At 61.5% G+C, this 24,734-nt stretch carries 23 protein-coding genes; 13 read left to right on the plus strand and 10 right to left on the minus strand.

All coding sequences use genetic code 11. The annotated features are described in order from the left end of the window. Positions 1 to 367 precede the first annotated feature (367 nt). Together ABIE28_RS09765 and sugE are read right to left on the minus strand one after the other, a co-directional pair. Positions 368 to 994 (minus strand): hypothetical protein, encoded by a 627-nt coding sequence (locus ABIE28_RS09765; RefSeq protein WP_354062403.1) that lies wholly within the window; start codon positions 992 to 994, stop codon positions 368 to 370. A gap of 271 nt (positions 995 to 1,265) precedes the next feature. Then, positions 1,266 to 1,580: a quaternary ammonium compound efflux SMR transporter SugE gene (gene sugE / locus ABIE28_RS09770; protein WP_354062405.1), complete on the minus strand. Its 315-nt coding sequence runs from the start codon at positions 1,578 to 1,580 to the stop codon at positions 1,266 to 1,268. Positions 1,581 to 1,779: 199 nt separating this feature from the next. On the opposite strand from sugE, the gene ABIE28_RS09775 reads away from it, so the two are divergent. Beyond that, on the plus strand, positions 1,780 to 2,058 hold the full coding sequence (locus ABIE28_RS09775) for a hypothetical protein (protein ID WP_354062407.1): 279 nt from the start codon (positions 1,780 to 1,782) through the stop codon (positions 2,056 to 2,058). A gap of 30 nt (positions 2,059 to 2,088) precedes the next feature. Here ABIE28_RS09775 and ABIE28_RS09780 read toward each other — a convergent pair whose 3' ends face one another. Continuing rightward, positions 2,089 to 3,645: an MDR family MFS transporter gene (locus ABIE28_RS09780; protein ID WP_354062409.1), complete on the minus strand. Its 1,557-nt coding sequence runs from the start codon at positions 3,643 to 3,645 to the stop codon at positions 2,089 to 2,091. Positions 3,646 to 3,783: 138 nt separating this feature from the next. Here ABIE28_RS09780 and ABIE28_RS09785 point away from each other — a divergent pair, with 138 nt between their 5' ends. The 3 genes from ABIE28_RS09785 to ABIE28_RS09795 all read left to right on the plus strand — a co-directional run bounded on the left by ABIE28_RS09785 (position 3,784) and on the right by ABIE28_RS09795 (position 6,181). Continuing rightward, positions 3,784 to 4,407, plus strand: a complete 624-nt coding sequence (locus ABIE28_RS09785; RefSeq protein WP_354062411.1) for a MarR family winged helix-turn-helix transcriptional regulator — start codon at positions 3,784 to 3,786, stop codon at positions 4,405 to 4,407. A gap of 498 nt (positions 4,408 to 4,905) precedes the next feature. Then, positions 4,906 to 5,472, plus strand: a complete 567-nt coding sequence (locus tag ABIE28_RS09790) for a hypothetical protein (RefSeq protein ID WP_502913378.1) — start codon at positions 4,906 to 4,908, stop codon at positions 5,470 to 5,472. 82 nt (positions 5,473 to 5,554) lie between these two features. After that, the gene (locus ABIE28_RS09795; RefSeq protein WP_354066428.1) at positions 5,555 to 6,181 is read left to right on the plus strand and encodes a TetR/AcrR family transcriptional regulator; all 627 of its coding nucleotides are present in this window, start codon (positions 5,555 to 5,557) and stop codon (positions 6,179 to 6,181) included. Between the two features lie 91 nt (positions 6,182 to 6,272). Here ABIE28_RS09795 and ABIE28_RS09800 read toward each other — a convergent pair whose 3' ends face one another. The 4 genes from ABIE28_RS09800 to ABIE28_RS09815 form a co-directional block, all read right to left on the minus strand. Beyond that, on the minus strand, positions 6,273 to 7,076 hold the full coding sequence (locus tag ABIE28_RS09800; protein ID WP_354062415.1) for a hypothetical protein: 804 nt from the start codon (positions 7,074 to 7,076) through the stop codon (positions 6,273 to 6,275). Between the two features lie 214 nt (positions 7,077 to 7,290). Beyond that, positions 7,291 to 9,255 carry a DEAD/DEAH box helicase gene (locus tag ABIE28_RS09805; protein ID WP_354062417.1) on the minus strand — a complete coding sequence of 655 codons (1,965 nt, stop codon included), beginning with the start codon at positions 9,253 to 9,255 and terminating at the stop codon, positions 7,291 to 7,293. A gap of 321 nt (positions 9,256 to 9,576) precedes the next feature. After that, positions 9,577 to 9,999 carry a nucleoside-diphosphate kinase gene (gene ndk / locus ABIE28_RS09810; protein WP_354062419.1) on the minus strand — a complete coding sequence of 141 codons (423 nt, stop codon included), beginning with the start codon at positions 9,997 to 9,999 and terminating at the stop codon, positions 9,577 to 9,579. 130 nt (positions 10,000 to 10,129) lie between these two features. Further along, positions 10,130 to 10,546, minus strand: coding sequence for a hypothetical protein (locus ABIE28_RS09815; RefSeq protein WP_354062421.1), 417 nt, complete (start codon positions 10,544 to 10,546; stop codon positions 10,130 to 10,132). Positions 10,547 to 10,756: 210 nt separating this feature from the next. Here ABIE28_RS09815 and ABIE28_RS09820 point away from each other — a divergent pair, with 210 nt between their 5' ends. The 3 genes from ABIE28_RS09820 (at position 10,757) to ABIE28_RS09830 (ending at position 14,592) form a co-directional block, all read left to right on the plus strand. Next, positions 10,757 to 12,622 (plus strand): ABC-F family ATP-binding cassette domain-containing protein, encoded by a 1,866-nt coding sequence (locus ABIE28_RS09820; protein WP_354062423.1) that lies wholly within the window; start codon positions 10,757 to 10,759, stop codon positions 12,620 to 12,622. A gap of 98 nt (positions 12,623 to 12,720) precedes the next feature. Next, positions 12,721 to 13,593: a DUF4344 domain-containing metallopeptidase gene (locus ABIE28_RS09825; RefSeq protein WP_354062425.1), complete on the plus strand. Its 873-nt coding sequence runs from the start codon at positions 12,721 to 12,723 to the stop codon at positions 13,591 to 13,593. An 87-nt stretch (positions 13,594 to 13,680) separates the two neighbouring features. Continuing rightward, a complete protein-coding gene (locus tag ABIE28_RS09830) occupies positions 13,681 to 14,592 on the plus strand; it encodes an ABC transporter substrate-binding protein (RefSeq protein ID WP_354062427.1) in 912 nt (303 codons plus the stop codon). Positions 14,593 to 14,648: 56 nt separating this feature from the next. Here the strand turns inward: ABIE28_RS09830 and ABIE28_RS09835 are convergent, their stop codons facing one another. The 3 genes from ABIE28_RS09835 to ABIE28_RS09845 are packed head-to-tail and all read right to left on the minus strand — an operon-like array spanning position 14,649 to position 17,200. Next, positions 14,649 to 15,266 (minus strand): YitT family protein, encoded by a 618-nt coding sequence (locus tag ABIE28_RS09835; protein ID WP_354062429.1) that lies wholly within the window; start codon positions 15,264 to 15,266, stop codon positions 14,649 to 14,651. Then, positions 15,263 to 15,712 carry a DNA polymerase III subunit chi gene (locus ABIE28_RS09840; protein ID WP_354062431.1) on the minus strand — a complete coding sequence of 150 codons (450 nt, stop codon included), beginning with the start codon at positions 15,710 to 15,712 and terminating at the stop codon, positions 15,263 to 15,265. The genes ABIE28_RS09835 and ABIE28_RS09840 overlap by 4 nt, the downstream gene beginning before the upstream one ends. 9 nt (positions 15,713 to 15,721) lie before the next feature. After that, positions 15,722 to 17,200, minus strand: coding sequence for a leucyl aminopeptidase (locus tag ABIE28_RS09845; protein WP_354062433.1), 1,479 nt, complete (start codon positions 17,198 to 17,200; stop codon positions 15,722 to 15,724). 200 nt (positions 17,201 to 17,400) lie between these two features. Between ABIE28_RS09845 and ABIE28_RS09850 the strand changes: the two genes are divergently transcribed. The 6 genes from ABIE28_RS09850 (at position 17,401) to rsmA (ending at position 24,719) form a co-directional block, all read left to right on the plus strand. After that, positions 17,401 to 18,471 carry an LptF/LptG family permease gene (locus ABIE28_RS09850; protein WP_354062435.1) on the plus strand — a complete coding sequence of 357 codons (1,071 nt, stop codon included), beginning with the start codon at positions 17,401 to 17,403 and terminating at the stop codon, positions 18,469 to 18,471. Beyond that, positions 18,468 to 19,538 (plus strand): LptF/LptG family permease, encoded by a 1,071-nt coding sequence (locus ABIE28_RS09855; RefSeq protein WP_354062437.1) that lies wholly within the window; start codon positions 18,468 to 18,470, stop codon positions 19,536 to 19,538. The genes ABIE28_RS09850 and ABIE28_RS09855 overlap by 4 nt, the downstream gene beginning before the upstream one ends. A gap of 2 nt (positions 19,539 to 19,540) precedes the next feature. Next, the gene (locus ABIE28_RS09860) at positions 19,541 to 21,829 is read left to right on the plus strand and encodes an LPS-assembly protein LptD (RefSeq protein WP_354062439.1); all 2,289 of its coding nucleotides are present in this window, start codon (positions 19,541 to 19,543) and stop codon (positions 21,827 to 21,829) included. Positions 21,830 to 21,922: 93 nt separating this feature from the next. After that, positions 21,923 to 22,822, plus strand: coding sequence for a peptidylprolyl isomerase (locus ABIE28_RS09865; RefSeq protein ID WP_354062441.1), 900 nt, complete (start codon positions 21,923 to 21,925; stop codon positions 22,820 to 22,822). Positions 22,823 to 22,875: 53 nt separating this feature from the next. After that, positions 22,876 to 23,874, plus strand: a complete 999-nt coding sequence (gene pdxA, locus ABIE28_RS09870; RefSeq protein ID WP_354062443.1) for a 4-hydroxythreonine-4-phosphate dehydrogenase PdxA — start codon at positions 22,876 to 22,878, stop codon at positions 23,872 to 23,874. After that, a complete protein-coding gene (rsmA, locus tag ABIE28_RS09875) occupies positions 23,871 to 24,719 on the plus strand; it encodes a 16S rRNA (adenine(1518)-N(6)/adenine(1519)-N(6))-dimethyltransferase RsmA (protein WP_354062445.1) in 849 nt (282 codons plus the stop codon). Before pdxA ends, rsmA begins: the two co-directional genes overlap by 4 nt. The last annotated feature ends 15 nt before the right edge of the window (positions 24,720 to 24,734 follow it).

A 24,734-nucleotide genomic window follows, 5' to 3' on the forward strand; every position in this document is an offset into this window, starting at 1 on the left:
ACCGTCTCGGGGCGCCGGGCCTTTACTCGATAGGCGGTATCGCGATCTCAGCGGTCACCGTAGCTCACGCCAGAACATCCGTCCGCTCAACCCGAAGCGGAGCGCGACCTCCACTTCCCCGGCTGTCTCACCGGACGCCGGTCGCTGCAGCGCCGCCTGTATCCCGAGGAGATGGGGTGGATGATAGCGGAGGTTTTGGGGGTGGGGATAAAATTGGGGGGTGGGAGCACGAAGGAAGAATACCCCCACCTAACCTCCCCCTGAAAAGGGGGAGGAATCTCATCTGTGGGTTGGGCTAGATTTTGCCCGACACTCGATCTGGTCCCTCCCCCTATCAGGGGGAGGTTAGGTGGGGGTATCCCCTCACCTAAAGCGCAGCAAACGCCTTGCTCGATGTCTCGGCATTGCGGCGGGCGCGGTTGGTGGCGTGGAGGGCCAGTTGGGCGGCGCCGGAGTGGAATTGGGAGAAGGTGACACGCTGGGCGTCGTGGGTGGCGATGGTGATGCCGCGCCAGTTGGGGCGGACCGAACGGACGTCAGACCAGGCGATCTTGGTCTGGCGACCCAGCGCGGTGCGGTGTTCGAGGACGGTGTTGTTCCAGCGGATTTTGGTGAACAGACCGCCGAGACCAATGCCGAGAGCGCCCGCTGCGAGCAGGATCGAAGCGGCGAAGGTGGCGGCCATCTGGGTGGCGTCGACCTGCTTGGTGCTGCCGATGACGATGATGGCCGACATAAGCACCGCCGAGAGCGCCGCGGCGCCGTAGCACGCGAAATATTCGACCATGGATGGGCGCAGTTCGGACCAGCCATCAATGCTGGCGGCCTCTTCGCTTTGCACAAGGCGCAGCGCGAGGAAGGCGGCGTAACCGAAGGCCACCACGCCGGCGGCGCGGGCGAGTGGCAGATGGGCGGTGAACGGCACGTATTTCAAAACGATCAGGCAAACGACTACGAATAGTGGCAAAGCCACTTCCTGCCAGCGCAAGGGCACAATTGCTCTCCAAGTATTTGGCGGGCCGGTGACGCGACTTCGGCATTGCTTGGAACGAATCTAGCAAGCTTGGAGCAATTGGCCATTAACAAAACTGGGAGCGGCTAAATTGGCCCGGAACCACAGCTTTTTTGCAACAGTGGTCGGGCTGATGTGGTGATTCAACTGGCTGGCGGGTTGAATCCGGGTGTCGGAGCAAGTGCCTGAAAACAAAAACACTTCCTGCGGTTCTGGCGCAGGAAGTGTTGAAATTGCGTCTGTGGCTTGATTGCTAGCTGAGCACCTTGAGGCCGACAATGCCGGCGACGATGAGGGCGATGGAGGCCAGACGGCCGGCGGTGGCTGGGTCGCCGAACAGGTACATGCCCAGGATCGCGGTGCCGACCGTGCCGATGCCGGTCCACACCGCATAGCCGGTGCCGACGGGCAGATCGCGCAAAGCCAGACCGAGCAGAACGACGCTGATGACCATCGCGACCACGGTCAGTATGCTGGGGCCGATGCGAGTAAAGCCTTCGGTGTATTTGAGGCCAACTGCCCAGCCCATTTCAAACAGGCCAGCGATAACGAGGTAAACCCATGCCATGGGATGGCTCCTGCAGTGGCGGGTCGTCCCAGCCGGAATAACGGGAAAAATGCGGGGTCGTCCCCGCGTCGAAGGCTTATATTTGAGGCGTCAGCGAAGGTGAAGTGCCGTGGCGGACCATCGGATAGTCAAAATTTGCATGGCCGGTGAAACAAAATCGGGTGGACCGCGTATTTGCTAGCGAATGTGAGAATTTGCTGTGCCCGCCTTCTACCGCCTCCGTGCCTCCGACCGCCTGCAAGACACCATCGCCGTCCGCATTTTCGCCCTGCCCAATGGGCTGGGAGGGGTGGTGAGCTGGCCCCTGCCGACACCGGGATTGCGGGTGTTCAACCCGACGGAGTCACAGCCCGAAGGCGTGCTCGACGCCCTGCCCTATGCGCAGTTTTTGAGCGAGCATCTTAGCGTCGAGCGCATCACCATCGAGATCGACGATGACGTGATGTGGCACCCCAGTTGGGGCGAACTGCTGGATTGAGAACGGCCCGGCGAACCGGGCCGCTCAGTTTTAAACGCCGACTGCAGCGGCCGCTGCGTTTTCCTCAGCCTCGATTTCAGCCTCGGGCTCCTTGCGCAGCGTGGTGGCCAGCGGGATTTCCTTGAGCAGGAAGGACAGCGCAAAAGCCAGCAATGCGGCGGCGGATGCGGTCAGGAAGACCGGATGCAGCGCGGCCGAAAAGCCTTCGAGCACCTGGATGCGGACCGGCTCAGGCAGAGCCTGAATGGCCTGGGCATTGAACGCATTACCGCCGCCTTCGGGCATGGCATCGCCCAGTTGGGCCGCAAGGCCGCTGGAGAAGATGGCGCCGAACACCGACACGCCAATCGAGCCGCCGATCTGGCGGAACAGGGTTGTGCCTGCCGTGGCGACGCCAACCAGCGAGCGCGACACGGCGTTTTGGGTGGCGGTGACGCTGACGCTGTTGACCGGGCCGATGCCGACACCGACTAGGAACATGTAGATCGCAACCTGCCAGTCCGGCGTATCGAGTTGCATCATGCCGAGCAGCAGCAGACCGACAAACAGCACCGCCGTCGAGAGCGTGGGCAGGATCTTGTAGCGGCCTGTCTTGCTCATGACGAAGCCCGAAATGGTCGAGGCGCCGATCAGGCCGATCATCATCGGCAGGAGCTGGAGCGCCGAGCCGGTCGGGGTCACGCCCTTGGCGATCTGGAGATACATCGGCAGGAAGGTGATCGAGCCGAACATGGCCATGCCGACCAGAAAACCGATGGAGTTGGAAACAAGGAACGTGTTGTTGCGGAACAGCTGCAGCGGCAGGACGGGCTCTGCAGCGCGGGCTTCGACCCAGATGAAGGCCGCCAAAGCGACCGCGGCCAGCACGACAAGGCCGATGATCTGGATGGACGTCCAGGGGAAGGTGTTGCCGCCAAGGCTTGTGGCCAGAACGAAGGCTGACAGCGCCGTGGTGAGCAGCACAAAGCCCATATAGTCGATCTTGTGGGCAACGCGATCTGGCTTGGGCTTGAGGGCAAAGCCGATGACGGCCAGCGCCAATACGCCCAGCGGCAGATTGATGATGAAAATCCAGTGCCAGCTAAGATGCTCGACGATAAAGCCGCCAAGCAGCGGGCCGACAACGGTGGCAACGCCGAACACGGCGCCGAAAATGCCCTGGATCTTGCCGCGCTGGCGTGGGGGGATGATGTCGGCAACGACGGTCATGGCGACGACCATCAGGCCACCACCGCCAAGGCCCTGCACGGTGCGGGCGATGATGAGGAAGGTCATCGACGACGCGACGGCAGAGAGCACCGCGCCGATCAGGAAGATGACGATGGCGGCCTGCAGCACGATCTTGCGGCCGAACAGATCGCCCAGCTTTCCATAAACCGGGGCGACGACGGTGGAACTGAGCAGATAGGCGATAACCACCCAGGTCAGATGATCAAGGCCGCCGAGTTCGGTGACAATGGTTGGCAGCGCCGTCGAAACGATGGTCTGGCCGAGCGAGGCCAGCAGCAGCGTGACGGCGACAGCGCCGATGACCAGGCCCACCGACTGCGCCTGCGGCGCATCGGCGGATTGTGTGTCTAGGGACATTGGGGGATCCTTTGACCAGCAGGACGGCGCAGAGTCGCGCCCCTTGCGGGATGAATAATTGCAGCATATATCTGCCCGACGCAATTACATGTCAATAGCATGCAATTGACGAATGCATGTTAAATCGTGAGGACTGCCATGCCCGAAACCGGCGGCAAGACCGATATCAACGCCCTGCTCCGCAAGGCCGGAATCGCTGAAGAGACCGTGGAAGCGGTGATCAGCATCGACGCGCTGCTGCAGAACTGGCGGCGGCGCTCGATGAAGCGCGAACTCGGGCAGCGGGCGCTGGTTGATCTCAAGATCGGGCTCGATCTGGCGCAACTCGATGTGCTGATCGCCATCGACGCGCCAATCGGCAGCTATGGCGAACCCAAGATCGGCGAGACCATGGTGGCGACGGTGGCCGAGCGGCTCAATATCGACCCATCCCGCGCCAGCCGGATCGTCAGCGACATGGTGGAGCAAGGCTATGCCCGGCGCGCCGTCAGCCAGGCCGATGCGCGGCGGACGATCATCGAGCTGACCGATAGCGGGCGGACCGTGCTGGAAGCGGTGCGCGCCTACAAATTCCTGATCATGGGCGATTTCCTCAGCAGCTGGGGCGCCGACGAACTCGCTAGCTTCCTGCCGCTGCTGGGCAAGTTCGGCTATTGGTCGGACCATTCCGAACACGCCAACGAAAAGTTCGCTGACGATATCGCGCTTTTGAGCGCCCAGATTGCGGCTTCGGTGAAGGCAAAGACCACCGAAGTCGCGTGAGCTTTCTCGGCACGTCACGCAGAAGCAGCTCTGGTCCGCTGCAGTAGGTTCCCGCACTGACCACGATGCCTTTGCGAAAGGCATTGTGGCTGCCCGCTGCGTCGTCGCGACCGCTGGCCGAGCGGACACGCCCCATACCACCGAACTATGCCAATCGACATATATCGGCACACCAACATCGGGCTCACGCGTTGATCGATGCGCGGCAGAACCGTGTGGCTCCACAAGATCGAAGCGCCGCGCAGAGATGGCATATCTCATTGTTTTAGACAGTAATTACTCACTATTCTAGGACGCAATTTCGTGGGCCTTCGTCGCCTGCAAGAATCTGCCGTGACAACATCTCAAGCGAGGCGTATATGACGGTCGTCATAGTTTTCTCAATGAGATTGAGTGATGCCGTTTATGAGAAGCCGTTCTCGGCGGGCTGTAGGCTTGCTTGCCCTGCTCGCGGCCGTTTTGACTTCACCGCTTCACGCAGCAGAAGGAATGGGTGCCTTGTCGATCAATGAACTGAAACAGACGCTTCTTGGAGAGTGGAGCAGCATTGCTCCCGAAGTGCGGCCCAGTGCAGCCAAAAACCCTGATGGAACGCTGAAGCCGTTCTATCTGACGCGCGACTTCGCGGTTTTGCCCAATGATGAGTTCACGCTGACAATCGTCAACTTTGCCGATCCGTATGGGAAAGTGCCGCTGGCGCGCATTGCCATCAAGGGGCACATGGAATGGCGGGGCGAACACCCGATCGCGCCGGGCGCGCAGAAGGTCGATTTCACGGCGGACACCGCCTATGAGGTGACGCCTTTGCTGGCGGGCTTTGCCGACGTGCTCAACAAGGTGGCCACGGATGGCTATGATGCGTGGGAAGTCGGCAAGGCCCAGAGCATTTTCGGCAAGACCTTTGTGCCGTTTGGCCTCGTGGCTGGCGAGAATTTCAAGGAATTCGATCTGGTCTACCTGTCGCATGACCTGTTGTTCTGGGGCGCTCGCAATATCGACGGGCGGGGCTTTGACACCGAAGAAAACCGACCGACCAACCTGCAGATCCCGTTGGCTCGCAAGTAGGACCAAGCAAGCGGCCTCCGGTGATCGGGGGCCGCTTGCGGACTTGAGATGACCACCTGGCTTGCGTATTGCTTTGGAGCGGATGCACCTGACCATACGGGTGCCTGCTCTCTCGGGAAGACCTGTGGCTAGCAATTCAACACGACAGAATATCATCGAGCGCACAGTCATGCTGATCGCGCGCAAGGGGCTGCAAGGGGCGTCGTTCAGCCAGATTCTCGAGGAATCCGGGGCGCCGCGCGGCTCGCTTTATCACCATTTTCCCGGCGGCAAGGACGAGCTGGTGCTTGAAGCGATCGTGCTGGCTGGCGATCAGGCGCTTGCGGTGCTCGATGCGCTCACCGGCAAGAGCGCCGAAGAGGTTGCGACGACCTTTGTTTCGCTGTGGCGGGCCTTGTTGAGCCACTCCGATTTCAGCGCCAGTTGCTCGATTGCGGCGGTGACCGTCGCCACGGATTCGGTCACGTTGCGCGAGCGGGCGGGCGAGATTTTTCGGACATGGCGGACGCGGCTGGCGGAGCTGCTGGAAGATGGCGGCGTGCCGGCAGGGCGCGGCACGGCAGTGGCGGCATCGCTGATCGCGGCGTGCGAGGGCGCGGTTATTTTGAGCCGGGCCGAGAAGTCGATGGAGACGTTCAACTTGGTGACGGGCGAGCAGTTGAGCTTGATCAAGGAGATCAGCAAGGGTTGGTCGCCAAAGCGGGGGTGATGGGGACACGCGCTCGTGGTTCGAGTCTCGGCAAGGGCCTCGCACCTCACCATGAGGGCTACTGGTGGGATAAGGTTTCCTCGGAGCGCGACTAGCTGGCGACGATGCCTTCGCGGGCGCAGAGTTCGGCTAGTGCGCTGCCGGGGACTGGGGGGGCGATGTCGGCGCGGCCGCGTTGGGTGAATTGGCTGCGCCAGAGGTGGACGCCGAGGGTTTCTGGGCGAATGGCGGGGTCAATGCTTGAGCCGGGCAGCAAGAGCGTCGGGATTTTGGTGTAGGGGATCGGATAGAACACAGTGCTGGGCAGGACGCGGTCGATCAGGCCGCGTTGCTTGACGTAGTGGGTCAGCGCCATCGGGCCGGTGGCGCCATATTGCATGTGGTGCGGCAGGACCTTTTCGCCGAACAGGCGGCGGACGGCGACTTCCATGCGGCGGAACGGCGGCAAGTGCGGCTCAAACAGAGGGCGGCCATCGGGCTCGAAAATGGCGAGCAGATCATCGAGCAGCGGCGCGTCGGGCGGAATGTAAAGCACGGCGCTGTTGACCGAGCCGGGGCGCTCGTAGCTCATCAGGTAATCGGTGGGCGTCGCGATGGGGCGGACGCAATAAAGGTCCAGATCGGCATAGACGCCCCTGCCCTGTTTGAGCAGCAGGACACGGAAGTGGTCGGAAAAAACGGCCGGAGTGCCCTTGTCCTTGTAAAAGACCAGGCTGTCGCGCGGCAACACTTCGGCGGCGTCGCGAGCGACGGCGCCGGGCGGCAGGCCGGGGACTGGATCGAAGGAATAGACCTCAACCGTGTGACCGTGGCGCTGGAACGAGGCGATGCACAGCGCTTCGAGCCAGCTCATGGGCCCATGCCAGAAGCTGACGATGGTGGGGCGTTCTGGCATGTCTGGTTCCCGCGTACCCGACCTCGTGGTTCGACAGGCTCACCATGAGGTCTCAATAGCTATCGGTCGAGTTCACCGCTTGGGCTAGTTGGGAGTGGCTCTCGGGTCAAGCCCGAGAGCAGCGTTGTGTTCTGGCGGGTTGGTGCCACGACCTCGTGGTTCGAGGGTCGCTTTGCTCCCGCCTCACCATGAGGTCTACGTCTTATGCCGAGCGTTAGACCTGGGGCTTGCGCTTGGCCTTGTGGTCTTTGGGTGGCTTTGGCTTTTTGGGAGCGGCTTCGCCGTCAGCTGCCTTGCCGGCCCATTTTGGCTTGCCCTTGTCCTTGCTTGGTGGAGCCTTGCTGACCTTGGGGGCGCGTGGCTTGTCAAAGTCGGGCTTGGGTGTGCGTGCTTCAGGAGCGGCAGCCGGATCCCAGGCACCAGTGGCTGGCGCGGAGAAATCGTCATTGCTCAGGCCAGCCGAACCGTAGCGGGCCTTGCGATCAGCACGTTCGGGACGGGGTGCGTTTGGATCGAAGCGTTCGATCGGGCCTGGTGGGCGACGCTGGCTTGGTGGTGGGCCAGCACGGCGCTCGCCGGGACCGTCGACGGGCATGATCGAGACGCCACGTTCGCCCGAACCGTTCTTTTCGACGCTCTTGGTGAAGGCGTCGGCCTTCTGGGCGGCAACTTCAAAGATGGATTCGGTATCGAAAATGCGGATCGAGCCAATGGCGGTCTTGGTGACATTGCCGGCCTTGCACAGCATGGGCAGCAGCCAGCGCGGCTCGGCCTTCTGCTTGCGACCAACGGTGACCTTGAACCAGGTGCCGCCTTCGAAGCGCTCGCGGGTGCGCGGGTCCTTGTCGCCGACCTTGTCAAAGACTGGGCCTTCGGTGACATCTTCCGGCGCCGGACGGGCAGCAAGCTGCTGGCGCAGATAGGCGGCGGCGATGGATTCGACCGAATGGCGCTCCATCAGCTGTGCGACGAATTCGGCTTCGTCCTCGGCCACTGGCGTGCTGAGCATGTCATTGCTCAGGATGCTCTCGCGGTAACGGGCCTCGATTTCCTCGGCGGAAGGCGGGCGCATCATGGTGACGTCGATCTTGGCGACCTTGAGGACGCGCTGGGCGACGGCACGGCGGTGCATCGGGGAGATGATGACGCAAGTGCCTTTGCGGCCGGCACGACCGGTACGACCCGAACGATGGAGCAGCGTATCGGGATTGGTCGGCAGATCGGCGTGGATCACCAGATCAAGGTTGGGCAGATCGATGCCGCGCGCGGCAACGTCGGTGGCGACGCAGATGCGGGCGCGGCCATCGCGCATGGACTGTAGCGCATTGGTGCGTTCGGCCTGGCTGAGTTCGCCCGACAGGGTCACGACGTCGAAGCCGCGATTGTGGAGGCGCGCCGACAGGTGTTTGACGCCTTCACGGGTCGAGGCGAACACGATGGTGTTGACGGCCTCGAAGTAGAGCAGCGTGTTGATGATGGCGTTTTCGCGCTCGGCAGACGGCACCAGCATCAGCTTGTAGTCGATGTCGGCGTGCTGTTCGTTGGCGCTGGTGGCGGCGACGCGCAGGGCATCGCGCTGGAAGGTCTTGGCCAGCTGGGCAATCGGCTTTGGCACGGTTGCCGAGAACAGAAGCGTGCGGCGATCTTCGGGCGCTGCATCGAGGATGAATTCGAGGTCTTCGCGGAAGCCCAGATCGAGCATTTCGTCGGCTTCATCGAGCACGACAGCGCGCAGCGCCGACATGTCGAGAGCGCCGCGGGTTATGTGATCGCGCAGACGGCCGGGGGTGCCGACAACGATGTGGGCGCCACGCTCAAGCGCACGGCGCTCGGTGCGGGCATCCATGCCACCAACGCAGGAAGCGGTCTTGGCGCCGGTTTCGGCGTAGAGCCATTCGAGTTCGCGCTGCACCTGGAGGGCGAGTTCGCGGGTCGGGGCGATCAGCAGGGCCAGCGGAGCGCCGACCGAGGTAAAGTGGTCTTCATCGCCCAGCAGGGTTGGCGCAATGGCCATGCCGAAGGCGACGGTCTTGCCGGAGCCGGTCTGAGCGGAAACGAGCAGGTCGCGGCCAGCGGTTTCTTCTTCGATGATGGCCGACTGGACGGGGGTCAGCGTCTCGTAGCCTTTGGCGGCGAGAGCGCGAGCGAGTGGAGCGAGGATAGTATCAGGCAGGGACAATGCGGTTCTTTCGTGGGACGTCGATCAAGCAACGACGTCATTCCCGCTTAAGCGGGGATGCCCACTTTTTGCGGATGGATCGGTAAGGGAGATTCCGGCCAGAGCCAGAATGACGCTGTGGTGTTACCGGCACCATAGCACAAGCAAAGCAAAAAGGCCGCCCGACGGGCGGCCTCGAATATATCGGGCTGCATATTCTTCTCCCCATCGGGGAAAGTGGCGCGCAGCGCCGGATGAGGGGGCACCAGGATTGGCTAAAAAGCCCCCTCACCGACCCGGCTGAGCCGGGCCACCTCTCCCCGATGGGGAGAGGAAAAACAGTTAGCCGACCAGTTCTGCGTCGGTGAAGAAGAACTTGATTTCTTCAGCAGCGGTCTCAGGAGCGTCCGAACCGTGAACCGAGTTTTCGCCGATCGAGAGGGCGAATTCCTTGCGGATGGTGCCGTCAGCGGCGTTGGCTGGGTTGGTTGCGCCCATGACTTCGCGGTTTGCGAGGATGGCGTTTTCGCCTTCCAGAACCTGAACGACGACTGGCGATGCAATCATCTGCTCGACGAGTTCACCAAAGAAAGGACGATCCTTGTGCACGCCGTAGAAGCCTTCGGCCTGGGCGCGGGTCATGTGGATCTTCTTGAGCGCGATCGGGGTCAGACCAGCGTCTTCGAACTTGGAGATGATCTTGCCGATCAGGTTACGACGGACGGCATCTGGCTTGATAATGGAGAAGGTGCGTTCGAGCGCCATTGGGTCGATCCTTGAATGGGTCTGTTGGAGAAGGTGGCGCCTTGTAGCGGCGAAGTTTGACGGAGGCAAGACGGGGCAGCCGCGACAGGTCGACTACCCCGTATTCGTCAAACGCAGGCGAGCGGGCTGATCAGCGCTCGACCATCAGCTTGCCGAGCGGCAGCACATCGCCATTTGCGGCCTTGAGCGAGAGGTCGACCTTCTTGATGGCGACGGCAGCATCGACGGTGACGTCGACCGGGATCAGGACGATCTGCATGGTGCAGATTTCGGCCGTATCGCGCGATGGGAAGACGACAGCCAGCGTATCGGCGGTTGCCGTAGTCTCAGGGGTGTCGATGGCCTGGCAGGCGCCGCCATCAACGGTGAACTTGATTTGCACCTGCGTGTCGCTGAGGCGGGTTGCGGTGGCGTCATGCAGCATGGATGCGCCTTCGGCCTGCTCGGCTGGTGGGGCCATATCGAAGTCGCTTGGCGGGGCATCGGCAAAGGCCGGAATGGCGACAAGGGCGAAAGCGGCGGCGAGCGTAAACTTGGCGAGAGACATAGAAAGCTCCTGGCTTGCAGTCGGGTTCGTCGGTGAACGGGCTCTGTTTGGACAAGGATTCGGACAGAATGGCGGCAGCCATGCGGCAAAGCCGGTTGCCATGAGGCTGGCTTAACTTTATCCAGCCATCAACACTTTATCGCAGGCTCGCTGCCACGACTTCGCTCGTGCCACACAACAGCCCGCCACATCCCGTAGATTGCCGTTATCATGCTGAGTATCAACAACCTGACCTATCGCATCCAGGGCCGCGAGCTTTTCGAGGACGCCTCTGTGGTTTTGCCGACGGGGTCCAAGACCGGGTTCGTAGGCAAGAACGGCACGGGCAAGACCACGCTATTCCACCTGATCCAGGGGCATATCCAGCTCGATTCCGGCTCGATGGAGCTCAACAAGAAGGCGCGTATCGGCGCGGTGGCGCAGGAAGCGCCCGCCGGCAATGAAAGCGTGCTGGATGTTGTGATGCTGGCCGACAAGGAACGCACGGCGCTGATGGCGGAGGCGGAAACCGCCACCGACCCGGACCGCATCAGCGAGATCTATACGCGCCTGGCCGATATCGACGCCTATTCGGCGGAAGGCCGCGCTTCAGCAATTCTCAAGGGTCTCGGCTTTGAGCAGGACCGTCAGCTGGCGCCGACCCATGAGCTGTCGGGCGGCTGGCGTATGCGCGTGGCGCTGGCCGGCGTGCTGTTTTCCCAGCCCGACCTGCTGCTCCTCGACGAGCCGACCAACTATCTCGATCTTGAAGGCACGCTGTGGCTGGAAAAGTATCTGGCCACCTACCCCTACACTGTCTTCATGATCAGCCACGATCGTGACCTGCTCAACAAGTCGGTCAACTCGATCATCCATCTCGAGCACAAGAAGCTGACCTTTTACAAAGGCAATTACGACACGTTCGAAACGACGCGTCGGATGCAGATGGAGCTCAACAACAAGGGTCGCGAGAAGGCCCTCGATCAGGTTGCGCATCTGCAGAAGTTCGTCGACCGCTTCAAGGCCAAGGCGTCCAAGGCCAAGCAGGCCCAGTCGCGCATGAAGATGATCGAAAAGCTCAAGCCACCGGCAGCGATGTTCGACGAATACTCGTCGCCGTTCACCTTCCAGCAGCCCAAAGCCGAACAGGCCACGCCAATGATCACGCTCGACGGCGTGTCGGCGGGCTATGGCGACAAGACCATTCTGCGGCATGTGAACATGCGCATCGATCCAGGTGATCGTATTGCGCTGATCGGCGTCAACGGTAACGGCAAGTCGACCTTTGCCAAGCTGCTGGCCGGCGACATCAAGCCGATGGGCGGCAGCTTTGGTAAGGGCAAGAAGCTGGAAATCGCGCATTTTGCGCAGCACCAGATGGACAAGCTCAAGCCCGAATGGACCCCATTCGAGCACGTCGTCGACATGATGCCGACCGAAAGCGAAGCCAAGCGCCGCTCGCGGCTCAGCCAGATGGGTCTGACCAAGTCCCGCATGGATACGCTGGCCAAGAACCTGTCGGGTGGCGAGCGCGCTCGTCTTTTGATGGGCCTGATCACCTTTGGTGGTCCGGGCATGATGATCCTCGACGAGCCGACCAACCATCTCGATATCGATAGCCGCGATGCGCTGGTGCATGCGCTCAACGATTATGAAGGCGCCGTGCTGATCATCAGCCACGATCGCCATCTGATCGAGGCGACCTGCGACACGCTGTGGATCGCCGAAGGCGGCACCATTCGCGAGCTGGACGAGGATCTCGACAGCTATCAGCGCAGCATCACGTCCAACAAGGATAGCAAGGGTGGCGGCGGCAAGGGCGGCAACAAGCTGTCCAAGCAGGAGGCAGCGGCCAAGCGGGCCGAGGTCGCGCCGCTCAAGGCTTCGATCAAGGACGCTGAGACCAAGATTGCCCGCCTCAAGGTGGAAGTCGAAAAGGTCGAAGCCCAGCTGGCCGATCCCAAGGTCTATAACGGCCCAGCCGACAAGGTGATTGCCCTGGGCAAGGACAAGGCCCGGCTGAGCAATGACCTCGATACGACCGAGGAAAAGTGGCTGGCGTTGAGCGCCGAGCTTGAGGCCGCCGAACGCGGATAACGTCTGGTCACCATCTTGATAAGGAGTGGTCGCGCGCCGTTGACAGGCGCGCGGCAATCCAATTTGCTGTCATTGTACGCGGACTCTGAAAGAGCATCATGCGCCTGACTGTATCCAAGCTCGCCTCTGCCCTGGTTTTATTGGTGTTGCTGGCGACAGGTGCTGTACAGGCACAAGACCTCAGCAAAGAACAGCGCAATGAAACGCGCCGCTTTGCCGCCAATAACAGCCTGTTTGTGCTGTATCACGAGATCGGGCATCTGCTGTTTGACCAGCTTGAACTGCCCGTGCTTGGCCGCGAAGAAGACGCCGCCGACAACATGGCAACGTGGACCCTGCTCAACCGGGCCGATGCGCGCAGCGAAAAGACACTGACCGATTCCGCGCAGGGCTGGCTGTTGTCAGGCGTCGCCTATGACAGCGGCGGCGACGAAAGCGATTATGCGGCGGGCCATAGCCTCGACAAGCAGCGCGCCTATCAGATCGTCTGCCTGATGGTGGGCAAGGACGACACGGCTTATCGCCGTATTGCCAATGAATATCGCATCGACCGGGACCGGCAGGAAAGCTGCTACTGGGACTATGACATGGTCAAACGCTCGTTTGACAAGCTGCTGGGCAGCCGTTCGATGAAAACGGGCGCCACGGGCACCGAAGTGATCGTGACCTATCACGATGTCGGTGGGCGGCTGAAGGCGGCGGCCGACGCGTTCAAATCGAGCGGGATTTTCGAGGAAGTCGCCGAGGAACTGCGCACCAAGTATAGCGTGCGGGTGCCGGTGCGGTTCAACGCCAAGCGCTGTGGCGAGGCCAATGCGTTCTATGATCCCGACACGGTGGAAGTGATCTTCTGCTACGAACTCATGCAGGACTATATGGACCTCTACACCAAGAACCTGTTCGAGCAAGGCGCCGTGCCGCGCTCGACGGGCGACAAGACGAAGAACAAAAACAAGAACAAGACGCCGTAAAAGGCTGCCCCGGCATAAAGCTGATATTGACAGTCAACTATCATTAGCTCCAGAACCTGCGGCAGAACAATGCCCTGGAGCGCGTCGATGTCCATCAGCCTGAACCGCCGTCGTTTTGCCCTTGGAACCGCGGGCTTGGGCCTGTCGGCGCTGCTTCCGATGCCTGCCTTTGCGCAGGAGACGCGGTCAGTGACGACGGTTTATGGCACATACGACATTCCAGCCGACCCGAAGCGCGTCGTTGCCATCGACTCGCGCCTTGATCTGCAGCCTGCCCTCGCACTGGGCCTGCCGGTGATTGGCTATGGCCATTCGGTGCCGGGCAAATGGGTGCCGGTTCCGGAAGGGCTCGAATTTTATGGCTCGGAGGTCAATATCGAGCAGGTGCTGGCGGGGGACCCCGATCTGGTGATCTGCGCGGACTACGATCCCGACAGCCCATGGTGGCCATCGAACAAGCTGCGGACTGTGGTGCCGGTGGTGCCGACCGACACTGAGCATTCGTGGAAGCAGGCACTGCAGGAGCTGGCGACTGTGCTGGGTCTAGACGGCGCGGCCGACAAGGCGATTGGCGAGTACGATGCGCTGGTGGCCGAGATCAAGGCGCGCCACGGCGACAAGCTGAGTACCAAGACCGTGGTCAGCATCCAGCCCGGCGAAGGTGTGCTGTATCTGATGAATGGCCCCAAGATGCTGGTGCCGCAGGTGCTGGCTGATCTGGGCGTCAAGACCGTGCTGCCCGCGGAAGGCCAGGACTACAATAGCGACGAGATCGCGGCCGAGGCGTTTGCCAATGTTCTGGGTGACGTCGACGGAGCGCTGGTGGTGACGGGGCTGGATGAACTCAATGTTCTGGACGGCGATGCGATCTGGAGCCGCCTGCCCTTCGTTCAGGCTGGCGCGACGGTCGCCTCGAACGGCAACATCAACTATGGCAGTATCTACTCCGCCATCTATGTCGCCAAGCTGGTGGACGCGCTTTACAGCAAAATTGCGTAACTGAAGCGGGGGCCCATTGGGGCCCCTGCGTTATTCCGTGTGTACCACCGCAACGGCTAGCTGAAGCCGACGTAGCGGCCGGGGCGGTGGTTGGTGGCGATGATCATGTTGAGGACCAGAGCGCCGAGGATCGAGTAGATCACCCGGTCGAAGGGCAGCACGAAGAAGGCAGCCAGCAGGATCACCGCGTCGACGCCGAGCTGAAAATAGCCGGCGCGGATGCCGAAATTGTCCTGCAGGTAGAGCGCCAGGATATTGATGCCGCCGACGCTTGCCTTGTGGCGGAACAGCGAAAGAATACCCAGCCCGATCATGCCGCCGCCGACCAAAGCGGCGAAGAGTGGATTGATGCTGGAGACGTCGATCCAGTCGGGAATGTGGGCGGTGAAAAACGACACCAGCGCCACGGAGGCGAAGGTTTTGATGGCAAAGGGCCAGCCCATGCGCAGCACCGCCAGCACGTAGAACGGCAGGTTGATGCCGAAGAACAGCCAGCCGAACGGAATGCCGGTGACGTATTGCAGCAGCAGGGCGAGACCCGCAGTGCTGCCGGTGGTGAGGATAGCGTCGGCGTAAAACACGATGCCGAGCGACACCAGCATGGTGCCGATCAGGATAGCAAAAATGTCTTCGTGCAGCTTGTGACGACTGGGGGCGGACAGGTCGGTCGTCATGCCTTTTTGACCCAGCGTCCGTCTTGTTCCTGCTGCCAATAGGTCAGCGCATTGCCATCGCGCAGCGCCCGCCAGGCGAGCCGCGCTTCTGCCACCGCATCGGGGTCGTGGCCGGAAAACATATAGACGATGCGCTCATAGCCATCGGCCGATTGCGGCACAGCGCGATCGATATAGAAGCGGCAGGCTGCGCCATTGGGATTTTCAGTGCCGGTGGTGATCAGGACGGGCTGCAGCGCGTCCTGATCGTCGCCTTTTGCAAGGCCATGGGCCAGAAAGCTGTCATCGCGCCATGTCCACAGATGGGCATCGAGCGCTTCGGCGCGCTCGATGGTGCCGACCTCGACAACGGCGCGCCAGCCCCGCTCAAGGGTCTTTTCCAGCAATTGTGGAATGACCGCTTCGAGCGGGCGCGCTTCGAGGTGATAGAAAAGGACGTCGGCCATGGGGTGAACTTAGCTTTCGTAGTAGTCCCTGACCAGCCGATCGAGCAGGGCAACACCGAAGCCTGGCGCCCAGGAGGTGTTCACATCGGAGGACCCGCCGCCAAAGGCCGTGCCGGCGATATCGAGATGAGCCCATGGCACATTGTTGACGAAGCGCTGCAGGAACTGGGCGGCGGTGATCGAGCCAGCCGGGCGGCCGACCGAATTGCGAATGTCGGCGAACTTGGATTCGATGAGCTTGTCGTAAGTCGGCGACAGCGGCATGCGCCAGAGCTTCTCGTTGGCACTGAGGCCAGCGTTGAGCAGCTGGATCGAAAGCTCGTCATTGTTGGAGAAGAGGCCCGCATGTTCGTGGCCGAGCGCGACGACGATAGCGCCGGTGAGGGTCGCCAAGTTTATCATGAAGCGCGGCTTGAAGCGGTCCTGCGTGTACCACAGCGCATCGGCCAGCACGAGACGGCCTTCGGCGTCGGTATTGATGACCTCGATGGTCGTACCGCTCATCGCCTTGACGATATCGCCGGGGCGCACGGCATTGCCCGAGGGCATGTTTTCAACAAGACCAATGACGCCCACAGCATTGACCGGGGCTTTGCGGGAAGCGAGCGCCAGCATCAGGCCGGTGACGGCGGCAGCTCCACCCATATCGCCCTTCATGTCTTCCATGGATGCAGCTGGCTTTATCGAAATGCCGCCGGTGTCGAACACCACACCCTTGCCGACGAAGGCCAGCGGGGCCTGATCCGGATCGCCACCGCGCCATTGCATGACCACGAGACGCGCCGGACGGTCAGAGCCCTGCGCGACGCAGAGCAGCGAGCCCATGCCGAGCTTTTCGAGGGCTTCGGGCTCAAGGATTTCGACAGTGACGCCGAGAGCGGAGAGGTCAGAAGCACGAGCGGCGAATTCAACGGGGCCAAGGACGTTGGCCGGCTCGTTGATCAGGTCGCGCGCCAGAAGCGTGCCGTCGACTGTCGCGCCGCGATTGGCGATGGCGGTTTCAGTCGCTGCGGGATCGGCGACGTGCAGGGTGATTTCGAGATCGCCGGCGTCTTCAGACTGGCCGGTTTTGTACTTGTCGAACTTGTAGTGGCGCAGGCGCAGACCGGCCGCGAGTTCGGCGATGGCGGCAGGGCTGGCGCCCGGTTCATCGATTATGACGGCGATATTGGTGGCGCGGGTGGCGGCCAGCTTGGCGAGCAGCGAGCCGCCTCGATCAGTCCAACCATTGAGCGGCACATCGGCCCCCGCCTTGCCGCTACCGAGGACCAGCAGGCGCTTGCCCCCTGCCCCCAGAATGTCGAGTGTCTGACCCTGCTTGCCCTTGAACGATGTAACGGACGCGGAGACCTCCCAGTCCAGACCGGTGGCCGCCCAGATGGCGGCAGCGGCGCCGGCTGGCGCTTCGTTTTCGGCAGTGTAAATGACGGTCAGGGCCGCGGCAGCTCCGGTGAGGGCAGCAACGCGGATCGAAATGGACTTGGACATTGGGAGGCCTTGGTGGGCTGTGCGGACAGAGACGCCGAACGACGTTGATCCTTACATTGAGGTCTTTGCCGCCCGCGTCAATCCCGCAACAGACGCCACAACAAAACGTGGGCGGGCTGGCCACGACCTTGTATCGGCAGGCAAACTCCATCAAGGTCCGGCCGATCCGAAGACTCGCCTGAAAGCGTTGGCACGACCGTATGAGAAGACTGACGGCCTATCTGTCGCGCCTGTTTGCCACGGATGCCATTATCCTGTTCGGCATCGTGTGTTTCCTGCTCTGGCTGGTCAATTGCCTGCGGGCGTTTGACGTCATTTCGGTCAAGGGACAGAGCATTTTGGTGCTGGGCTGGCAGGCGCTTTTGACCATGCCACAGCTGGCCACGGCGTTCTTTTACATCTGCATCGGCATCGGGCTGGCACGGGCGCTGCAAGCGCTGCAGGCCAATCGCGAATTGCACATCATTCACACCAGCCACGGCATGGGATCGCTATGGCGCGCCAGCGCTTTCGTGACGGCTATTGCGGTGCTGTGCGCGCTGTTTCTGTCGAATTTCCTCGAGCCCTACGCCAATCGCCGCCTGAACGTGCTCAACGCGGAAGTCGCGGCCGATATGGTGAGTTCGACGCTGCGGCCGGGGCGCTTCACGCAGATTACGCCGGGCGTTGTTTTGTTGATCGGTAGTCGCGGTGACAGCGGCGAAATCAGTGAGTTCTTCGCCGATGACCGGCGCGATCCCGAGATGCGCCGTACCTACATCGCCGAGTCGGCCAAGGTTTCGTCGGACGGAAAAGATTACGTGCTTGAGCTTCGCAATGGATCGCTACAGAGCAGCGGTGTCGATGGCCGGTTCACCGAGATTTCGTTCGACCGCTACGACGTGAACGTCGACCGCCTGTCGCAGCCGCTGGCCAAAATTGACCCGCGCGCCGAGCAGGACACCGTGCAGTTGATCATGACCTCGATGGAATCGGGGAAATGGCGCAAAGGCACCGACAGCATGATCATCAACCGCCTCGCCGAGGGGCTGCGGGTGATCGGCATTGCCATGGTCGTGCTGGCCATGATGGCGTTCCCGAGCGGCAAGCGCTCGCGCTTCATGGTGCCGATGGAAGCGGTTGTGCTGCTGATCGCCTTTGGCGAGCGCGGTATCAGCGCCTATAGCCCGCTGGGCGGCGCTACCGGTGCGGTGGTATTGATCGTGGTTGCCGGAGCGGCGCTGTTCTGGCGCACCAGACCACGGCGCATCCCCATGGCGGTGACGGCATGAACCGCATCGACTGGATCGTGCTGAATCGCGTCGGTAGCCGCATCCTCGTGACGGTGCTGATTTTCTACGGGCTGATCGCGCTGGTAGAATCGCTCGACACTTGGCGGTTCAATTTTGTCGCCAGCAATAATGGCGTGCCGCTGGCGATCGTCATGGTGGCGGCGAGCGCGGTCAAATGGACCATCAAGACGCTGCCGGTGACCGTATTGATGGGCGCCATTCTGGGCTTTATCGATCTCAAGGCGCGGCACGAGCTGACGGTGATCTATGCCAGCGGCGTATCGATCTGGCGGGCTGTGCGGGCGCCAGTGATCGGGCTGATCGTGGTGAGCCTGATGATCTCGCTTGGGCTCGAAACGGTGAGCGCGCAGATCAACCGCCAGCTCAACCCTACCCCGCCGGGTGAAACCACCATGCTGACGCCGCGCGGCGAGGTGTGGCTTGAGCAGCGCAGCGGGGACGCCCACTATATCCTGATGGCCAAGAGCATGGACCCTGACCAGGGGCTTTTGGGCAATGTGACGCTGTTTCATATATCCGGCAGTGCCGACGAGCGCGTCGAAGCAGCGGAAGCGCAGCTGGAGGATGGGACGTGGACGCTGACCAAGGCCGTGGTGCGCAATGCGGACCGGCCGGCGCAAACCGTGGCGAGTTATGTGGTTCCCACCATGTCGTCGCGGGCGGAACTGGGGCTGCAATTGTCGTCGCCCGAGGACATGACATTTTTCGAGTTGAGCGCGCTTTTACAGGCCGGCGTGGCCGATCCGAGCATCCGCTCTGCGGCCACGATGCGGCTGATCAAGCTGCTGTCGCTACCGCTTGTGTTGATCGGCTCACTGTTCATTGCTTTTGCGTTTACCGCAGGTTATCGAAGAAGCTCTAATTATGGTCCTGCGGTTCTCTACGGGATCGTTCTTGGGTTCGTTGTATTCGTGATTACCGAGATGGCCGACCGTGCCGGGTCGTCCGGCGTTCTTGACCCCACGTTTGCGGCAGTTGGACCGGCGTTTGTAGCCATTGTCATTGGCGTGACAGTGTTGCTGCACAAGGAAGACGGGCGAACGTGACGATGAAGGCGAAAGCCAAAAGCGGGAAAACTGCGTTCCGTCTGGCCGTGGCCAGCGGCGCGTTTATGCTCGCTTTGTCATCAGTCGCTTATGCGCAGCTGGTCCCGCGCGACCTGTTCACAGCTCGTATAAGTCAATCGGCGCCTTTGGGCGTCGAAGCGAACGGGCTGACATTTAATGCCGATACCAACACGATTACCGCGAGCGGTGATGTCGTGTTGAAGCAGGACGGCTATACCCTGACCGGGCAAAGCCTCACCTATAAACGCGCGTCCAACGAAGTGTCGTTTGCCGGCGCCGTGATCATCGTTGACCCCTCCGGTAACGTGTTGGAGGCGCAAGACTTTCAGCTCACTGGCGGCATGAAGCTGGCGTTTATTCAGGCGCTGACGATTCGAACCTATGACGGCGCGCGGATAACGGCCGATAGCGCGGATTACGACGAAGCTCTTCGGACAATCCTGCAAAACGCGACTTACACCCCATGTGGCGAGTGTATCGATGCGCAGGGACGCCGTATTGGCTGGTCCGTCAGCGCACAGCGCGTCACCTACAATGCCGTAGATGGCTCCCTGCAGCTTGAGCAGCCTAGCCTGGCTTTGCTTGGTGTGCCGGTAGCATGGCTTCCCTATCTTTGGCTGCCCGATACGAGCGACAACGCGCTCGCCAATCTGCCAACGCCGAATATCGATTCAAGCGACCAGATTGGCATTAAAGCGGAAATCCCTTTCACTGCCTACTCCAACCGCTGGACCGACATTATCCTGACGCCAACTTTGTTGACGCGGCAGAGCTTCCTGATGGGCGTCGAATGGCGCCAGCGGTTTGACGCTGGCTCGTTCCGCATCAAGGCAAGCGGTTTATACCAGCTGGATCAGTCTGCATTCACCTTCGCTGATGCCAAACGCGACTGGCGCGGGGCGCTGCAGACATCGGGCAGTTTCCGTCCCGTCACAGACTGGACGGTTGGCTGGAGCTACACGGCTTTTACCGATCCGGCATACCTGACGGACTATCGGATGACCCGCAGTGAATCCTCGGTTAACGAGGTTTACGCGACGCATTTGACGTCAGATACGTTCTTTGATCTCCGCGTGCAGCAGTTCAACCGACTGGGCAATCATGGTCCTGTAGCACAAGGCCAGCAAGCAAGAGCTGTCCCCACTGTTCGGTTCGAGCATATCGAAGACCTGGGTCCGGGCCTCGGGCGGCTTGAAATCAGTGGACGTCTTCTCGGTGTTCAACGCGACTATGGTAGCCGTCTAAGCCGAAACGGCGTGCCCTATGTCCTCGGCTATGAGGGCAACAAACAGCATGCGAGTTTGCAGGCTGGATGGCAGACGCAGTGGATTGGTGCTGCTGGTTTCGTCGCTACGCCTTACCTCGGCGGTCGCGCAGACTTTGCGTATTATGACGGGACGAGCCCGATTGGGCCAGGCGAGACGACGCTGTGGAGCGCTACGCCGATTGCGGCGATGGATGTGCGGTTCCCGATGGCGGCCAATGATGGATCGACGGTGCATCTGATCGAACCCATCGTGCAGTTGGCCTATCGCGGCTCGGACGTGACGGCCGTCGGCATCACCAATGATGATTCCCAGAGTTTCGTGTTCGATGACACGAATTTGTTCAGCTACAACCGCTTCTCGGGCAATGACCGTCAGGAGACGGGCCTGCGCGCCAATGTTGGCGGGCGTTATCAGGCCAATTTCGCCGATGGCGGCTATTTCGAAGTCGTGGCCGGACAGTCATTCCTTCTCGCAGGCGAGAACGCCTTTGCTGCGGCTGATCCTGCGCAGACGGGCGTAGGCGCGGGGCTTGATGCAACCGCATCCTATGCGGTGCTTGGCGCTTATGGCTCGTTTGTTCCGGGCTTCAAAGCTGGCGGCAAACTGCAGGTCGATACGTCGGATTTCAGCGTTGCGCGCGCCGGACTGGGTGCCAGCTACTCCAACGACGGCTACTCGGCTGACTTCAGCTACACCTATCTCCCAGCCAATACCGATGGCGGAATCCTCAAGGATCAGCACGAAATCGGGGGCGAAATTGGGGTTCCAGTGGCGGACTACTGGACCGTCAAGGCCAGCACGTATTGGGACCTGGCATCCAATACCTGGCTGCAGGTCGGCGGCGGCGTGGTCTATGACGACGGCTATCTGGTCATGGGCGGCCATGTCACACGGAATGGCCCGACACACGACAAGCCGGACGACACGCGCTTCACCGCGACGTTCCGCGTGAAGGCTCCGGCCGGCCTTGATGTCGGCTACAATGGGCGGGTTGCCCGCTAGTATCGGATTTTGGCCTCATTCATGGGGCAATTGACAGCGTGCCCTTCCCCCCTCATTGAGGGGGTGTAATTTGACGCGAGGCGGATGACAAAGATGGCCAATGGTTTTTGGGGGCGCGCAATCAGCGCCGTTATCGTAGCGGTGATGCTGACTATTGGCGCCGCCGCGCCGAGTTTTGCGCAGAGCGTTCGCGTCAGCGTGAACGGCACGCCGATCACCGACTCGCAGATTGCCCAGCGCGTGCGGTTGTTTGCCATCGAGGGCAACAAGACAGGCTCGCGTGGCGCTACGGATCAGTTGATCGATGAAGCCATCCAGCTGGCGGAGGCCAAGCGCCTGGGGATCACCGTCACCAATGCCCAGATCGATGATGCTTTGCAGCAGATCGCTCGCAACATGAATGTCAGCAAGGACAAGCTGATCGGGCTGTTGCAGCAGGGTGGCGTTGGCATGGACACACTGCGCGATCGCCTTCGCGCCGCCATTGCCTGGAATGCCGTGACCGAGCAGGCGATCATGCCACAGGTTCAGGTTTCTGATCTGCAACTCGACCAGCAGGCGGCCAGCAAGGTTCAAACCTACCAGACCTTCGATTACATCCTCAAAGAGATCATCTTTGTCGGCGCGGGTTCCAGCGGTCGGACCGGTCAGGCCAATAACTATCGCTCCAAGTTTGCTGGCTGCGACAGTGCAGTGAACCTGTCGATGGGCTTTACCGATGCTGCCGTGATCGATGTTGGTCGTCGCCATGCAACGCAGCTGCCAGAAGCCATTGCCAAAGAACTGGCCGGCCTCAACGTTGGCGGCATCACCAAGCCACGCGTGGTTGGAACGGGCGTTTCGATGCTCGCCGTTTGCGAGAAGGTGCAGGCGCAGGACCTGACCTTCATCAAGAGCGACCTGCGCGCCGATGCTGGTAACGCTGCCCTCAAGGGTCAGGTCACCACCTATCTGGCAGACCTGCGCAAGAGCGCAAAAATCATCTACAACTAAGCAGAACGGGCCGCTTCGGCGGCCCTTTTTGTCTGTTCTCCGACGGGGCTGAGATGAACAAGCCGCTGGCCATCAGCATGGGTGAGCCTGCGGGCGTCGGCCCGGATATAGCATTGTCACTTTATGCACGGCGCGCCGAACTGGCGCTGCCGGCATTTTGCATTTTTGGGCATGTCGAATTTCTGAAATTGCGCGCCGAACGATTGGGGCTGAAGCTCGATATCGTGAAGGTTGCGCCAGAAGAGGCCGCTGCGGCGTTTGGCGAGGCGCTGCCGGTTGTTGACGTTGCGGGGCTCGTTCCGGATCAGCCAGGCGAGATTTCGGCGGTTTCGGGTGGCGTGGTAATCCGTTCCATTGAAGCGGCGGTGCGTGCGACTTTGACCGGTGGATGCCGTGCGCTGGTGACGGCGCCGATCCACAAGGGTGCACTTTACAATGTCGGGTTCCGCCATCCCGGCCATACCGAGTTTCTGGCCGAGTTGTGCGCCAATGGCGGCACGGTGCCACTGCCGGTGATGATGCTGGCGCATGGTGGGCTGCGGGCGGTGCCGGTGACCATCCATGTGCCGATCCGCGACGTGCCGGATCTGCTGACCAAGGAATTGATTGTGAATACCATTCGGGTTGTGGCCCATGACCTGCGGAACCGGTTTGGCATAGCCAATCCGCGTATCGGGGTGGCCGGTCTGAACCCGCATGCGGGCGAAGGCGGTGCTATCGGCCGAGAGGAACTGGAGATCGTCGGACCGGCCGTGGCGCAGTTGCAGTTCGAGGGGATCGGGGTCGAAGGCCCCCTGCCCGCGGATACTCTGTTTTATCCCTCACACTGGGCGCGCTACGACGCAGTGGTTGCGATGTATCACGATCAGGCGCTGATCCCGATCAAGACCGTGGCCTTCGAGGACGCGGTCAACGTGACGCTGGGCCTTCCCATCGTGCGGACGTCGCCCGACCATGGCACGGCTTTTGACCTGGCGGGAACGGGGCGCGCTTCACCCGCCAGCTTTTTGGCCGCGATCAGGATGGCGGATGCCATGACGGCCGCACAATGAGCCAGATCGATAATCTGCCACCGCTGCGCGAAGTCATCGCGGAACATGGGCTACGCGCCAAAAAGGAGCTCGGGCAAAACTTCCTGCTCGACCTTAACCTGACGTCGCGCATTGCGCGGGTTGCGGGGCCGCTGGAGGGCTATCGCGTCATTGAGGTTGGTCCTGGCCCCGGCGGGCTGACACGGGCGCTCCTGGCTGAGGGCGCACGTGAAGTGATCGCCATCGAACGCGATGCGCGTGCCCTGCCGGCGCTGGCGCAGATCGCCGAGGCCTATCCGGGTCGTCTGACGGTGATCAGCGGCGATGCGATGGAAATGGACTATCGCCTGCTGGCGGATGGTCCGACGCGCATCATTGCCAATCTGCCCTACAATATTGCGACGCCGTTGCTGACGGGCTGGCTGACCATGGACCCGTGGCCATCGTTCTTTGAGAGCCTGACGCTGATGTTCCAGCGCGAGGTTGCCGAGCGTATCTGTGCGCATGCCCATGACGATGCCTATGGACGGCTGGGCGTGCTGGCGGGCTGGCGCACCGATGCGCGGATTGCCTTCAATGTGGGTCGGCAGGCGTTTGTCCCACCACCGAACGTGACTTCGGCCGTGGTGCATCTCAAGCCAAAGGCGATCGGCGACGATGTGACGGTCAAGGATCTCGAACACATTACACGTGCGGCCTTTGGGCAGCGGCGCAAGATGGTTCGGCAGAGCCTCAAGGCGGCCGGTGTGCCGGTTGAGGGACTGCTGGCGGCTGCGGGGCTCAAGGGCGATGAGCGGGCTGAGGAACTGGATGTGGCGACGTTCCTCGCCATGGCGCGAGCTTTGCCGGCATTGAGGCGGGGGTAGAGCGTTCTTGCCGGT

Source organism: Devosia sp. 2618, from assembly GCF_040546815.1.
Lineage (GTDB): Bacteria > Pseudomonadota > Alphaproteobacteria > Rhizobiales > Devosiaceae > Devosia.

Coding starts and splice junctions, on each gene's coding strand:
- sugE (WP_354062405.1), bottom strand. CDS start 1,580: ATGGCATGGGTTTACCTCGTTATCGCTGGCCTGTTTGAAATGGGCTGG.
- ABIE28_RS09780 (WP_354062409.1), bottom strand. CDS start 3,645: ATGTCCCTAGACACACAATCCGCCGATGCGCCGCAGGCGCAGTCGGTG.
- ABIE28_RS09785 (WP_354062411.1), top strand. CDS start 3,784: ATGCCCGAAACCGGCGGCAAGACCGATATCAACGCCCTGCTCCGCAAG.
- ABIE28_RS09795 (WP_354066428.1), top strand. CDS start 5,555: ATGCACCTGACCATACGGGTGCCTGCTCTCTCGGGAAGACCTGTGGCT.
- ABIE28_RS09800 (WP_354062415.1), bottom strand. CDS start 7,076: ATGCCAGAACGCCCCACCATCGTCAGCTTCTGGCATGGGCCCATGAGC.
- ndk (WP_354062419.1), bottom strand. CDS start 9,999: ATGGCGCTCGAACGCACCTTCTCCATTATCAAGCCAGATGCCGTCCGT.
- ABIE28_RS09815 (WP_354062421.1), bottom strand. CDS start 10,546: ATGTCTCTCGCCAAGTTTACGCTCGCCGCCGCTTTCGCCCTTGTCGCC.
- ABIE28_RS09820 (WP_354062423.1), top strand. CDS start 10,757: ATGCTGAGTATCAACAACCTGACCTATCGCATCCAGGGCCGCGAGCTT.
- ABIE28_RS09825 (WP_354062425.1), top strand. CDS start 12,721: ATGCGCCTGACTGTATCCAAGCTCGCCTCTGCCCTGGTTTTATTGGTG.
- ABIE28_RS09830 (WP_354062427.1), top strand. CDS start 13,681: ATGTCCATCAGCCTGAACCGCCGTCGTTTTGCCCTTGGAACCGCGGGC.
- ABIE28_RS09835 (WP_354062429.1), bottom strand. CDS start 15,266: ATGACGACCGACCTGTCCGCCCCCAGTCGTCACAAGCTGCACGAAGAC.
- ABIE28_RS09840 (WP_354062431.1), bottom strand. CDS start 15,712: ATGGCCGACGTCCTTTTCTATCACCTCGAAGCGCGCCCGCTCGAAGCG.
- ABIE28_RS09845 (WP_354062433.1), bottom strand. CDS start 17,200: ATGTCCAAGTCCATTTCGATCCGCGTTGCTGCCCTCACCGGAGCTGCC.
- ABIE28_RS09850 (WP_354062435.1), top strand. CDS start 17,401: ATGAGAAGACTGACGGCCTATCTGTCGCGCCTGTTTGCCACGGATGCC.
- ABIE28_RS09855 (WP_354062437.1), top strand. CDS start 18,468: ATGAACCGCATCGACTGGATCGTGCTGAATCGCGTCGGTAGCCGCATC.
- ABIE28_RS09860 (WP_354062439.1), top strand. CDS start 19,541: ATGAAGGCGAAAGCCAAAAGCGGGAAAACTGCGTTCCGTCTGGCCGTG.
- ABIE28_RS09865 (WP_354062441.1), top strand. CDS start 21,923: ATGGCCAATGGTTTTTGGGGGCGCGCAATCAGCGCCGTTATCGTAGCG.
- pdxA (WP_354062443.1), top strand. CDS start 22,876: ATGAACAAGCCGCTGGCCATCAGCATGGGTGAGCCTGCGGGCGTCGGC.
- rsmA (WP_354062445.1), top strand. CDS start 23,871: ATGAGCCAGATCGATAATCTGCCACCGCTGCGCGAAGTCATCGCGGAA.